Genomic DNA, 13,700 nt, shown 5'->3' with positions numbered 1-13,700 from the left:
TGACAAGACCTCTGCAGCAGATGCTGATGTGTTTAAAATAATGACATTAGCCTTAACTAATAGAAGCATTGAAGCAAAAACATGCTCAGATGATTTCTTTAAGTACGAAACTAAAGACATCCAAGGATTAACCATCCCCTTGTGTGGTGTAAACGATACTTACGCGAAATTATTTGATAGTCCTTTCTATACTATAAAAGGTGATCAAACTATTTTCCTTTGGAACCCATCTTACTCATATTCTTACGCATCTAACCTTCTCCATGATTTAAACCCCAAATGGGCAAATCTACAACGTTCTCAACATCTTATAAACTCTGAAGTAGTTAACAACTTTGGTTTGGTGGACTGGTGTGTTGTTCTAATAAATAACAATACTGGAGAAATAAATGTTTCTCTAGACCTTGATGCCCACTTTCCTAGAACAAAAGTGGATAGCTTTCACATTAATCAAATATTTTCTAATACACACTATGCAAACAACTGGAGAACGCTAGGAATCTTCACTGAAGACAGTAATGGCTATTTAACTTATACAGCTAACGCAACAGCAAACATAGATGATTTACTCAATAATCTTAGTCCCACACCAGAAAACGAACAAACAATCAAAGCACTTACTTCCATCAGACAAAACTCCACACAAGAATTTCCTGGTCGTGGCTCAAATATAAACCTTACTGAACAAAAAGAATGGCCTAGGTTTGTGATGGACCACTTAATGAATTATGTAAAATATAATGATACCTATTCATTAGAAATGCTCAATCTGCTAGTCCAAAAACATGGGGTTAACCTAAATAATCTTTTATACTACGGATATCCTAACGAAATTGTAATAGCACTAAGAACTGGATTAAAAGCAGTATTTAATAACATCTCTGCTAGTGAAGCGACTGAATTCTATGACCAAGTATTAGATGTACGTTCTCATGTTGATATTGGAAATACTTCCAAGCAAGCTGCAATGAATGCTTTTATGTCACAATACCCAAATAAATACGAATATGCTTTTCCAGAAGATCCACCTGAAAATGTGCCTGGAACACTTTATATCTCTGGTGCTATGACAAACCAAGAAGCCATAAATTTAAAAAATATTTTTATTAATGAAGAAGAAAAAATTAATGGACTTCAGGAACGTTCACTTATAACTGGCTACGGAGAAAAATGGTATGACGGTAAGGATTGGACCTTTAATCAACTAATTATTGGGTTTATTGTTAACTGTGTTCTCCAGAAAATAAAGCTACCCCAAAGTTTGTAATAACTCTTTCAAAAATTGATTATTGATATTATGGCTAGTCTTATAGGCAATAATCTTGGCCCGTACATCATAACCAGAAGCATATAAATCTCCTAACAAATCAAGAATCTTGTGTCGAACAGACTCGTTCTCAAACCTTGGTTCATTAATAAAGCCCTTATTATCATAGGCTAAACAGTTATCAACGCCAGCACCCAATGCTTTACCATCAGCATGTAGTTTGGCTAGATCCTCTGCATTGCCAAAGGTGCGACAATGAAGAATCTCTGACTCAAAAAATTGCCTACCCCTAAAAATAAAGTTTTGAGCTTTAATGGGAACATGAGGAAAATTAATTGTATAATTAATGGTCAATTCATCACTCGGAAAAGCCATTAAAAAAATATCATTGTCATAAAATCTTATCATTGGCTCCTTCAAAGTTAATACTTTTGACTCTGTATTCGTAACTTTTCTTCCAGCTGCCACAAGTTTATCCCAAAAAATTTTCCCACTTCCATCCGCAATCGGTATCTCGTCACCCTCCAGCTCTATTTTCAAGTCGGTTATACTCAGTGCCCATAAAACAGCACAAAGATGTTCAATGGTGCGAATCCACACATTCCCCTTGTTAAGGTTTGTGCCTAAAGAAATAGGAATAACATTTTCAATAGAAAGGGGAATCTCTGTGCCGGTCGTCATATGAACAAAAACAATTCCACCTTGGTAAGGCAATAGTCTCATTTTCACATTTTGTCCTGAGTGAATGCCCACACTCTCTATTTCAACTGCTTGTTCTAAGGTAAATCCCATCAGTTTTTATTAAAGAATACCATGATAAGAAAATCCCAAAGTGAACTTAGCGTCATTGGAATTAAGGATATCTTCTAGATAACCATTAAGCATTAAATCCTCGGATAGTTTAATTCTTAAGCCTGCAGAAAGGTCCCAAGCTGTATCAGAGCCTATAATATCTGAAACAAAATTCAATTGCTCACCCATCTTCATCTCTACTCCAAACATAACTTCTGCTTTAATTGTGGCTGAGTTCAAGTTTGATCTAAACCCAAAATGCCCTGATAATTTATTAGGGAAAGCTTTGCTCACCACCATATAAAGATTAGTATTGGAATATGAAGTAAGTCCTGTTATCCCTGTAGCTAAACCCAACGGATACTCACTTTTATCGCTTAACATATAGTACTTTACATTAACAAACACACCTTCTTGTTGGGTGTTTCCAATAAACCCCAGTTCAAACCCATCAAGAATCCCAAGATTTGCAAAATATTGACCAGTTTTAGCTGTTTGTGAATTTTGAAAATTAACGCCTAAATCATATTCCTTGTATTGAACAGCAACTGCAGCTGGCATATGTATTAAACCATTTGTCCCCGCCATTGATGGCACAGACCAACCCATCGCTCCTATCATTAATAATGCAATAATTACCTTTTTCATTCTTTTTCCTCCTTATATTTTTAGCTCCTAAATCCTACTTCGACAAACTCAGCACATCGCCTAAAGTAGACTTATTCTTATCACACATTTCCAGTCAACCCTACCATTACGATAAACTAGTGGTCTTCATTCTTTCTTTTATTAACCTTCTTAATACAGCTTCTTCCTTTATTACTTCCCTCTGTGGGCCTGCTGGAAAACCTCTAACGACTTGCCCATCGGAAATATCCTTCGTTATGCCAGACCTCGCCATCGCAGTCACATCATTTCCAGTTTTAACATGCCCAGCTGTCCCCACATCACCTGCAAACAGATTATAGTCACCGATTGTTGTACTACCTGCAATAGCACAAACTGAGGACAATAAGCTATGTTTCCCTATAAAACAATTATGAGCTATTTGAATCAAGTTGTCTAATTTAACCCCATCCATAATAACTGTATCTTGGAGGCACCCTCTATCAACACAAGTATTAGCCCCTATTTCCACGTCGTTCCCAATGATAACCTTGCCAATCTGCGCAACTTTGTCCCACTGCTTTAATTGGTTTTTTTCAAATCCAAACCCATCAGCACCAATTACCGCGCCAGAATGGATGAGGCAATTATTTCCAATTATGACCTCATGATAAATAGAAACATTGGCAAAAACTACAGTGTTATTACCCACAACTGCATTCTTACCAATATGTACTCCAGAATAAATTCTTGCTCCAGCACCTATTTTTGCTCCCTCATCTATTTTCACGAACGAATCAACATAAACATCTTTTCCCAAAACTGCTTTTTCTGAAACATCTGCCATTTTTGAAACACCAACACGAATATCTTGTAGATAAAATAAAGAAACTAACTTCGCAAAAACTGCTCTTGGTTTGGCCACCTTAATTATAGACGGAACTGAAAGCTCTGTTGTGTCTGCTACGATTGCTGCTGCACTAGTGACTTGAGCTTTATTTAGATGTTTTTTATCAAGTAAAATCGTTAAACTATCTTCGTTGGCTACATCTAAACTTCTTAAGGTAGAAACCTCTCGATCAACACCAACTAATACGCCACCTATACATTTAGCTATATAGGAGAGCTTCATTTGTTTTTATTATTGAGTTTATCTACAACAAGAGTTGTAATGTCCATACCGCCCACAAGAACAGATTTTTTATCTAGCACTATGTCTAATTTTAGTTGCTTAGATATTGTCTCAGTAGCAACTAGGATATCTTCTTCTATTTCATTAGAAAGTTTTTTGTTTAGTTCTAGCAGTTCCTGTCTTTTTGGCTCAACAGCATTTTCCAATTCTTTCTTAATCTGAAATATTTCTTGTTCTGTACTATCAGGTTGTACATAAGACTCATACTCTTTTTGTTTTAAAGCAAAAAACTCTTGCACGTCCTGTTGTTTTTGAACAAGATCAGCTTGTGCAGCGATTGCTTTATTATAAGACTGTAACACCTCTAATGTATCCACATAACCAATGGCTGTAGCAGAAAAACCCCAACTAAAAACTATTAATCCAAATACAAGTAGTTTTCTCATTTATTTTCTCCTTTGTTAAAAAGTATTTTCAATATTAAAGTGTACTGTCATTTGTCCACTTTGTTTTAAAGAATAAGACTCAAATCCACCATAGTTCTCACCATCACCCCAAGCGAAATCAAATCTTAATGGTCCTATGGGAGTAATAACTTTAAATCCCATCCCATAACCATAGCGCCACTCTGGAGAACCAGCAGCATTTACCATACACTGAGAAAAGCCTCGCCCGATTTTTCCTATATCAAAGAACCCATAAATATTAATTGTTTCATTGATCATATACCTAAGCTCGGTTGTCCCCATTACTCTAGCTCCACCAACGCCAATTGGTGTTCCATCTTCATACCCTCTTATCGTTGTAGAGCCTCCCAAAAAATACCTTTCTGTATCAAAAATTGTTCCAATAGAAGCATCCGCCTGTCCCTTAAAACCAAGAGCAAAATTGTCAGACAATGGGAAAAATTTCTGCGCCTGAAACTTAGTCTTCAAATATTCAACTGACGCTCCCAAAAACAACAAAGAAGTATCAGCCCTAGCAGAAAGAAACTCACCTGAGGAAGGATTAAACCTATTATCTCTAGTATCATAGTTGCCTCCAGCGCCTATGCTTCTTACTTTATAAGAAGAAATCTCTTCAGTAGGCACCTTTTGCGGAATAGGAATTGACTCATAAGAAGAAATATTATTAATCCTAATATTACCAAAAACACTGAGCGTCTTGTCTAGTTTACGCCCCAAAGTCCATTCTCCACCATCATTGTAAGCTTTTAATCCTTGCCCTTCATCTATCTGACCATCTGTGTGCCACAAACGAAATGTTGTCCATGCCCTTGAGCCAAAAATTTCAGGGTAGAACCAAGGATTAAAGTATCTAACTTCGTAATTTGTTTGTTTCTCTCCCCACTGACCTTTAACTGCGAGGTTATAGCCTTCACCCAAAAAGTTAACAAATTCTAATTGCAAGAAACCAAAAAATCCTGAAGTAGAACCGATTCCACCACCGAACTGGAACGAACCAGATCTTTTTTCTTGAACACTTACAACAGCAATAACCTTTTCTGGGTCTATACCGGCAACAGGAGGTTCGATATTAATATTATCTACAAAGCCTGTATTAAAAATACTTCGCATATCTTCTTTCAAGACGTTAATATTAAAAGCTTTTCCTGCTTGAGAGTCCATTTCTCTAGTTATAACAAAGTCCTTGGTATAAGTGAGTCCTTTAATAAAAATATCCTCAATTATCCCTTCATTAATAACAAAAATTAATGCTCCAGCTTCTTTTGGTTCAATAACTTGCTTGATGGTCATCAGAACATAGCCTTTTTCGTGATAATAATCATTTATTGCTCTTATATCGCCTCTAAGTTTTGAATAGTCCAGCACAGCGTTTTCCCTTAAGTCCATGCTCGCCAAAAGTTGTTTTGCAGTAAAAGTATGTAATCCCATAAACTGAACAGATGTTATTCGAGGATTTTCTGTAACCATAAAAACTAAATCCACAGAACCATTCTTTAAAAACACTGGTTCTACTGTTATGTCATCTTTAAATAGTCCTGTTTCATAAACTCTTCTGATGTCATCAATAACATTCTCCGTGACCATAGCTGTGCCAGGTTTACTCTTAAGCATGTTGAAAATATTTGGTTTCTCAGTTGTAAAGCTACCACTAATAATCACCTGATTAATTGTACTAGCGAATAAAGTTCCGAAAAGAAATGATAATAATAATAATCTTTTAATCATAGACCCACCCTCTTTTAAAATCTTCATTCATTCTAACATAAAGCAATAACTGACGGAAGAAGCTAGGTAGATGTTATTAAAAAGCTTGGCCTAAGGCAAAATGAAAAATAAGCTTTTCTTGGTCGCTATAACCAAAGTCCAGCCTAATCGGAACTAATGGAGTAAATATTCTCAGTCCAAGTCCCCCACCCCATTTAAAATTAGAAAGTTGCATAGAATCACTAGTCGCATATCCCCAATCTGTAAAAGCTGCTAACTGCACCCAACTCAATAGTAATGTTCTATACTCGAGGTTTATCAGAAGTTTTTTCGCACCCGAAATAGCAGTTACTGGGTCAACATAAGGATCTTTAAAGCCTCTTAATGAATAGGCACCACCAACACTAAACATATCCTGTTCAAACAAAAGAATAGTGCCATCATCAGAATCCAAGTAGCCTGCTTCAAAATGTAGCCCTAAAACCCCCAAGTTGAGTAACTCTTGAAAAAAGGTATATTTAAATTCATATTTTGCATAAGGAATTCCTCCGAAATTTAAAACCCCAAAGAGGTTGTTTCCCTTCTCTATTTCTATTGAATGCATTGTACCTTTTAATGGATGATTAATGTTCCGAATATTATTCTGCACAAAGGCAAACCTAACTGCACTGGTATAATATGACGGATACGTAGCGGTGGTATCTTGCACGTCTTCCTGCGTAAAGCCCACCAACAGCTTCCTGTCTTCAAAGCTTATTGGCTGTAAAGTTGCTTCCCAGCCACGCCTTTTAACCGGAACTGAAGTACTCTTACCTATAACATTTTCTCTATTTACCTGATGCCACAACGTTAAATCAAGCGGCATCTTGACCCCAAACGGCCAAGGTTCATTATATTTTAAAAAGTAACTATAGTCCTCCAACGGAGCATTAAATAGAGTTTGAGCTTTCAAATAAAGCCCATCACCTTCGTTCCTAAAATTAGGGAATCTTAGCCCAAAGGTAAGGCTATATAAATTGTTTGGTAACTGTTCAATACCTATTTGTAAATTATTGATTTTGCTCTCACTAAGATCATACGTAATATCCACTTTACCCGGATACTCAGAGGAAGGAAGAATTAGAGGAATGCTTACTTTAGAAAAGTATCCTAACCTCATTATTATTAATCTATCTTCTCGTAATTGATTCATATTAAGTACAGAGCCAGAAACAAGTGACATTTCTCTATAAATTAATTTCTCGTTTATATTATTAATACCCCTGAGGATTATTCTAGCTATCTCTCCTTCTTCCACATTAAAAATCAAGGTGGAATACTGATCCACAAAGAAAACGTTAGAGACTCTGGCTAAAACAAAACCCGCATCGTGATACTTGTCCTCAATGATTTTGACATCGTCTTTGATGAAAGTATTGTCTAACGGATAATCCACTTTATTATTCAAGCTCGCAATTATCGCTTCGGGATTAATAACGCTAACATTGCTTAATTGAATTTTTTCTATCTTCTGATTATTAACTATAGAAAAATAGACACTAACTTCCTGTTCACCAGTTTGTCTCACACGAGCATTAACATCTTTCGCTAAACCGCTTTTTAAAATATTGGAAATATCACTAATCAAATAGTCATAATAAAATCTTTCTTCTGGCTGAAGGAATTGAACCCTTTCTGTAATCCCAGTGGTTACGTTCTCGCTCCCGTCCTCGGATAAGAAAATAATTTTATTAATAATATGGTGATTAAACACAGACGGGTCCTCTGGCATAACGCTTATAGCCATAGCAACTCCCATAAAACATATTAATAGTACTCTAGAAAATAAAGTTTGCATTGATTGAAAAAGCTCCATACATAGTGTCAATATCGTTCAAATTATAGTTGCCATAATTAAGGCTCAAGTAATCATTTAATAACCATGCCAATTCATATTGACTCATGTTCAACAATGGTTTCGTCGGGTCTTGGCTGATCCCTGTTTTAACTTTAACAAATAATTTCTTAAAGAAAAGGTCTTTAACATATTCTACTGACAAAGCATTTTCTTTAGACTCATTATACAACCGATCTTCTCTTTGCTGAAAAATCTGCATAGCGTTAACCAGTTCTCCACCAAGATCATGCTGAATGTTAACATCATATAAACCCATATTCTTGGCAATCTCTTGCTCAAAGGGCCTTAATTGTTGGTCTATCCAGATGTTTATCTGTGAAGCGGAATATTCTCGCAGCATGGCATTCGCTTCTTGGTTATCCGCAATACCTTCTTGCAAAATAGACCTATAAAAATCGGGTCTAAATACTGCAGGAACTAAATAAGAAATAACTGTATCCATTTGGTCAGAGGTCATATCGGTAATATATATTCTACCTTGAGCTAACGCATAACCAGAGTCACCTTTCTTGTAATGTTCTATGGAAAAAGAATTTAGGTCATTGATTGGGCCTTGGATAAAAACAACAAATAAATGGTCTTCATGCTTGACGCTATCAGTTGCAACAATTGACTTTTGTACTTCACTAAAAGTTTTAATATTAAAGTATGGTGTTGCACTCCTCTTGTCCTTAAATACAGGATGAGGTTCCATCTTTATCTCCACATAATTATCACCAATTTCAGAAGAGCCTGCACCAAAAATTTCTCTTTGTTTCTGCCTATCCATTAGGTTAAATATCTTGTTCATAAATATTATTCGACCATTGCTAAACTTAAAAATACCTTCTGTATCAAGAGTATTCAAGGAGCCTTCCACCTTCAGAAGTTCTGGTCGTTCTTCAAAAGTAATATTAATGTTGGTAAACCACTTATTCAAATCTTCCTCATTACTCTTTTGAACTATCTGAATGTCCTTGCCAAGACCTACACTTAAATCAAGCAAAAGAGGTGGTTTGACCTCACTTAACCCGCTCTTCCCGCCAACGCCTAACCCAATCTGGTAAATACCACTCTCAGCAATGATTTTTGTTTTAAAAACTGGACCTTTTTCTTTCTCTGTTAAAGCATCGTTTAATTGTTCCCTAATAAGTTCTTTTTTAAAGGCAACGGTATATTTTCCCTTGATGCTTGTATCGAACAACTTCACCCTACCCTTAAATAAATCTTTAATATCTAACTTCAAATTAGCTGGGTTTAAATTAATATCCAAATCAAACACAAGGCCAGCAAATTTATCTAAAAATCCAGCAAAAGCAACGCCACCATTACAAATAAACTCGTTTAACTTTCCATCAGTGTCTAACCCTTGCCAATTAATTTTCATATCTTTTGGGAAGATTATCCTGCTATCTTTTACCTTAAGATCAGCAAAAACAATTTTCAGAGGTGTTCGTAACATAAACCCAGGAGCAAAAGCTAATTCAAAGTTTCTTAACGTAGCTTCTTCCGAATTAATCATAGGATTAATAAATGGTCCCGTTATACTTAACAACAACGTACCTTGGTTCTTAATGTTTGCTAACATTTTATTAAAAATAGTCAAAATACCAATATCGTCCTTATCCAAAAATAAATATAAATCCAAGGCCTGCTTGTTAGGATTATCTTTAAAAGCATCCTTAAAATTTATCTTACCTTTCAATAAATCGTTTGTTCTGCGACCATCCATCTTTGCAAATAAATTAACTATCTCGATTTCATCCTTCTCCGGATAGTATTTGGTAAAAACACTTAGTTCTTCAAAATCTTTATTCATTATCTTAGTGTTCTTCGCTCTAACAGAAACATCAAAAAAATCACCTTTAAGGGCTGACAACAACCTAATTTCTTCTGCATTAATAAAACTGTAGCGGCCCTCGTTCAACGTTAAGTCACTAGAAAAAACTAAATCGTTCAAATAAGAAATATGCAAATATCCTTTTAATGTCCCGTAAATTCCCGGCAGGAACTCAGCACTGGAAGATTGCTCCAGAACCTTCAGCTCATCTAAGGCCTGAGAAATATTGCTTCCTCTTAATGAGTAGAGATTCTGTGCTTCTCTTTTCATTAAATCGTTATACTTATCGAAAATACTGATATTACTTTTAGCTTCTTTTTTAATAAGATCGTTTTTGTTTCTCCAATTGATTTGAATATTATTATAAAGGTCAAAAATATTTTCTAATTCACCTTTGATAACCTTAATCTGAACATCAAAAGGATTAACTCCAGAAGGTAGCGGCTTTAAATATAAGCTACCCGAAACAAAATAACTATCCTTAAAATGATTAACTTCTACCTCTTTGAAAGATATTTTTTCACCATCCAGAACAAATCTGCCACTGACATCTGGCAAAAAAACTCCGCGATATAATGCGTCTTGCAAGTTAGCTTTTAAATCAAAGGTTATTTTACCTTTATTGTTTCGAGCTTTACCTTGAATACCCTTAACCTCACCTTTAATTCCAGCAGGAAAAAACAGCCAACCCTTACTGCTCGCAGAGCCACTAACAATTTCTGCTAAAAAATCAGAGGTTGAACGATACTCCCCATAAAAAATAACATCCGTGCCTTTGTTTACAAGCCTAGCATTAGACAGAACAACATTGTTCCCTGTTATTGCTATAACTCCACTAAAAGAATCTATACTTTGCGACGCAACAACTGCTTTTGATAAATAAACAGAACCAGTCACACCTTGGTCTTTCAAGAAAAGTTTATTTTTATCAGGGAACATTGTGATGTCGCAACTTACAATACCCTTATAACCGATACCGATAGGCTTAATAAATGTTTTAGCAATCGTCATATCCAAATTACTAGCTTGAACGTTTAAGCGCTTCACTTTCTTGTCCTCTACCCTTACTTTCAGGGCCAAAGTTGATGTTTTGTTTTTCATATTAACGGAAATACTGAGACCATTCTCAAACCTAACATTCATTTCACCCTTCATGGCTATTTGTGGAGTTGTCACTTCAAACAAATCAATCTCGCCAACAATATTGCCACGCATTTTAGAAGCAGGGTCTTTCAAAAAAGCTTTGTTATACACACCTGAAACAAAACCCTCAAAGTTTGCTTTAGCTCTATAGTTGCCAGTAACAGTATAAAAGAAATAAAAATCATCAACCTCTAACGCACTTTTAGAAAAAGCCACAAAAAAGCTATTATCTTTATTTAAGTGCCCATTTAAATAAACCACTGAATCTGGCTGATTAATCACAGCATACGACTTCTCAGCAAAGACGGTTCTGCCCTGTTCTGCTTGCCAATATACTCTCGCTTGTAATAAATCCTGACCAAAAGCCTTCGCTTCTTTTCCAATTATATCCACAAACCCATTAAGGTTTTCCGTATAACTATCTATCCTCAGCGCAAGGTCAACCTTCCCTGTGAATGGCTCCGATTTAAAATAACTATACAGTTCCACATCTCGAATATCTACAACCATAGAAACATAGGGAGGAAAATCTGGTTTCATTTCGATATAGCCATAACCTAGACCAACGCCTTTATAAGCATTAACCTCACGAAATATTAAGTCAACCTTGTTGTCTGCAAAAGTAAAAGCCAAGGTTCCCCTATCAAGCGAATAGCCGATAACAGTACCAACGTAATTATCAACATTGCCAGTTATTACTACTTTTTTCTCCTCGTTTGTGGAGATACTTAAGTCTGTCTTGGCAACTCCTCTGAGTTTTAGTGTCTGAAGAAAGGGCAAAAATTTCTCTACTTTACCCAGATCAGTGGAAGAATTATTTACATGAATTTTCAGCTTATAAAAATCATCTACTCTCCCATTTACATCAAACTGCTGGCCTTCGATCTGAGTGTTTAATTTTTTCAGCAAAATTCCATTATTATTGACCATAAGTGTGCCCTCATTAATCAGCACATCTTTTGTTAAAATCGCCATTTTAAATAAGGTGTTTTTGCTTTTATAATCAACATCAAATCTGATTGGAAGGTCTGTTTTTTTCTTAACTTCATTATTTTTTAACACTATTTCCAAGTCACCTTCTGCGTTCTTAAATAAAAAATCATCGTTAGGCATAAAATAATTAATTTCTTTACTTATTTCACAACCAGTAGCTTTTATCTTTGCCCAATAATCTTTTGACTTTATTTCACCAGACGCAAAAACTTTATTTTTATCTTTGTTTAAATATCCTGAAAAATTCTTGATTTTCGTATAGCCATCCTTGTAGTTAATCAAAGTGTTGAGCTTATAGACCTTATTAGTATTAGGGGATTTGAAAGGTTTGGCACCAAAACCTCGTTCATCATAATATTCTACTGTTCCCCTTTTAACCCTCACATCAATATCTAGTCCTAATACTTCATTAGCATTATCTGTTGGGAATTTAATTTTCTTTAACAGCTCTAAGAAATTGAAGGTATCATCCTTAAAATGTTTAACTTGAATTATTGGTTTATCCAAAATCACAGTTGAAATAGCTGAAAGGTCTTTATTTTTAATCCCTTTCCCGAGATTAAAGTTTATCTTGATGGAATCTGCACTAAAAATGTCCGAGGAGGGAACTGAAACATCCTCAACTTGCACTCCCCTGATGGTAAGCGAAGACAATGGATTTATTTGAATGCTGTTTACTGTAACAAATTCAGGCAATACTTTTACTGCCTCTTGCAAGACAAAATTTTCCAAAGCTCTCATCCCTAGGATGTACCCAAAAACAAGAACCAAACCCATTGAAGCCAGTATTATTTTTTTCATTCTCTCTTGTATTATAATCTCTTTCGGTCATAATGATAAATCAATACTAAATTATGTTACACAACAATAAAGCAATATTATTAATATCATCTCCTGACAAAGAAGGTTTAGTCTATAAGGTAACTGAATTTATTTTCATACACAAAGGCAATTTGCTACATGCTGAGCAACATATAGACAAAGAAACTAACTATTTCTTCATGCGACTAGAATTCGAGATTGCTAATTCCGAATTAGATAAAGCGACACTCCTAGCTCAGCTTGAACCAATAAAACAACAATATAACATGAACATTCAGCTCTTTTTTCGAGAGGAACCTCAAAAGGTTGCTATTTTTACTTCAAAAACAGACCACTGCTTATACGACCTATTAATTAAAAATAAATCCGAAGAACTACAGTTTAATCCTTGCTGTATTATCTCTAATCACCAAAACACTCAAAGTATCGCTGAACATTTCCATATTCCTTTCCATCATATTCCTGTTATCCATGAATACAAAAAAGAAGCTGAAGCAACTCAATTGAAAATCTTAGCAGAATATAAGGTTAATCTGATTGTTCTTGCCAGATATATGCAAGTCTTGGGTCCTGACTTTGTCTCCCAATATAATCGACAAATAATTAATGTTCATCACTCTTTCCTGCCAGCGTTTGTAGGAGCCGATCCCTATAAACAAGCCTATAATAGAGGTGTAAAAATTATTGGAGCTACTTCGCACTACACTACAAATATTTTAGATGAAGGGCCGATAATAGAACAAAAAGTAGTCAGAGTTAATCATAAAGATAATTTAGAAGGATTCATCAGGAAAGGAAAAGAACTAGAAAAACAAGTTCTCTCCTATGCAGTAAATAAACATCTCCAAAATAAAATTTTGGTGTTTGAAAATAAAACCGTTGTTTTTGATTAAATCCGCCTAGATTGACACCTATACCCAAAAGTATTACAATACAATCCACTTACAACGTGGAGCACAGATTTTTTGTCTGTGTTCAGTGACGCGGGATGGAGCAGTTGGTAGCTCGTTGGGCTCATAACCCAAAGGTCGTCAGTTCGAGTCTGGCTCCCGCAACCA

Annotated in this window: 9 protein-coding genes and 1 tRNA gene; 3 read left to right on the top strand and 7 right to left on the bottom strand. The window is 35.4% G+C overall.

The features are described from left to right. The coding region (locus PHF25_06290; protein MDD4527628.1) for a hypothetical protein at positions 1-1,267 on the top strand (1,267 nt) is incomplete at its 5' end. Here the strand turns inward: PHF25_06290 and lpxC are convergent. From lpxC to PHF25_06255, 7 genes are all read right to left on the bottom strand, one after another. Beyond that, entirely contained in the window at positions 1,250-2,059 is an 810-nt protein-coding gene (gene lpxC, locus PHF25_06285) for a UDP-3-O-acyl-N-acetylglucosamine deacetylase (GenBank protein ID MDD4527627.1), read from the bottom strand. The genes PHF25_06290 and lpxC overlap by 18 nt on opposite strands. A gap of 9 nt (positions 2,060-2,068) precedes the next feature. Further along, positions 2,069-2,707, bottom strand: a complete 639-nt coding sequence (locus tag PHF25_06280) for a hypothetical protein (protein ID MDD4527626.1) — start codon at positions 2,705-2,707, stop codon at positions 2,069-2,071. A gap of 106 nt (positions 2,708-2,813) precedes the next feature. Continuing rightward, entirely contained in the window at positions 2,814-3,797 is a 984-nt protein-coding gene (gene lpxD / locus PHF25_06275; GenBank protein ID MDD4527625.1) for a UDP-3-O-(3-hydroxymyristoyl)glucosamine N-acyltransferase, read from the bottom strand. Next, positions 3,794-4,243 carry an OmpH family outer membrane protein gene (locus PHF25_06270; GenBank protein ID MDD4527624.1) on the bottom strand — a complete coding sequence of 150 codons (450 nt, stop codon included), beginning with the start codon at positions 4,241-4,243 and terminating at the stop codon, positions 3,794-3,796. The genes lpxD and PHF25_06270 overlap by 4 nt, the downstream gene beginning before the upstream one ends. A gap of 15 nt (positions 4,244-4,258) precedes the next feature. Beyond that, positions 4,259-5,989 carry a BamA/TamA family outer membrane protein gene (locus tag PHF25_06265; protein MDD4527623.1) on the bottom strand — a complete coding sequence of 577 codons (1,731 nt, stop codon included), beginning with the start codon at positions 5,987-5,989 and terminating at the stop codon, positions 4,259-4,261. 76 nt (positions 5,990-6,065) lie between these two features. After that, positions 6,066-7,754 carry a BamA/TamA family outer membrane protein gene (locus PHF25_06260; GenBank protein MDD4527622.1) on the bottom strand — a complete coding sequence of 563 codons (1,689 nt, stop codon included), beginning with the start codon at positions 7,752-7,754 and terminating at the stop codon, positions 6,066-6,068. Positions 7,755-7,785: 31 nt separating this feature from the next. Then, the gene (locus tag PHF25_06255; GenBank protein MDD4527621.1) at positions 7,786-12,621 is read right to left on the bottom strand and encodes a hypothetical protein; all 4,836 of its coding nucleotides are present in this window, start codon (positions 12,619-12,621) and stop codon (positions 7,786-7,788) included. A 53-nt stretch (positions 12,622-12,674) separates the two neighbouring features. Between PHF25_06255 and purU the strand changes: the two genes are divergently transcribed. Then, the gene (purU, locus tag PHF25_06250) at positions 12,675-13,535 is read left to right on the top strand and encodes a formyltetrahydrofolate deformylase (protein ID MDD4527620.1); all 861 of its coding nucleotides are present in this window, start codon (positions 12,675-12,677) and stop codon (positions 13,533-13,535) included. Between the two features lie 89 nt (positions 13,536-13,624). Next, positions 13,625-13,700 (top strand) — tRNA-Met (locus tag PHF25_06245).

It is taken from the genome of Candidatus Margulisiibacteriota bacterium, assembly GCA_028706105.1.
Taxonomy (GTDB): Bacteria; Margulisbacteria; Riflemargulisbacteria; order GWF2-35-9; family DYQY01; genus DYQY01.
The sequence above is the reverse complement of the archived record's forward strand: the minus strand, read 5'-3'. Positions and strand labels throughout refer to the sequence as shown.

Excerpts from the sequence above, each read along its gene's own strand:
- lpxC (MDD4527627.1), bottom strand. The coding sequence starts at position 2,059 with ATGGGATTTACCTTAGAACAAGCAGTTGAAATAGAGAGTGTGGGCATT.
- PHF25_06280 (MDD4527626.1), bottom strand. The coding sequence starts at position 2,707 with ATGAAAAAGGTAATTATTGCATTATTAATGATAGGAGCGATGGGTTGG.
- lpxD (MDD4527625.1), bottom strand. The coding sequence starts at position 3,797 with ATGAAGCTCTCCTATATAGCTAAATGTATAGGTGGCGTATTAGTTGGT.
- PHF25_06270 (MDD4527624.1), bottom strand. The coding sequence starts at position 4,243 with ATGAGAAAACTACTTGTATTTGGATTAATAGTTTTTAGTTGGGGTTTT.
- PHF25_06265 (MDD4527623.1), bottom strand. The coding sequence starts at position 5,989 with ATGATTAAAAGATTATTATTATTATCATTTCTTTTCGGAACTTTATTC.
- PHF25_06260 (MDD4527622.1), bottom strand. The coding sequence starts at position 7,754 with ATGGCTATAAGCGTTATGCCAGAGGACCCGTCTGTGTTTAATCACCAT.
- PHF25_06255 (MDD4527621.1), bottom strand. The coding sequence starts at position 12,621 with ATGAAAAAAATAATACTGGCTTCAATGGGTTTGGTTCTTGTTTTTGGG.
- purU (MDD4527620.1), top strand. The coding sequence starts at position 12,675 with ATGTTACACAACAATAAAGCAATATTATTAATATCATCTCCTGACAAA.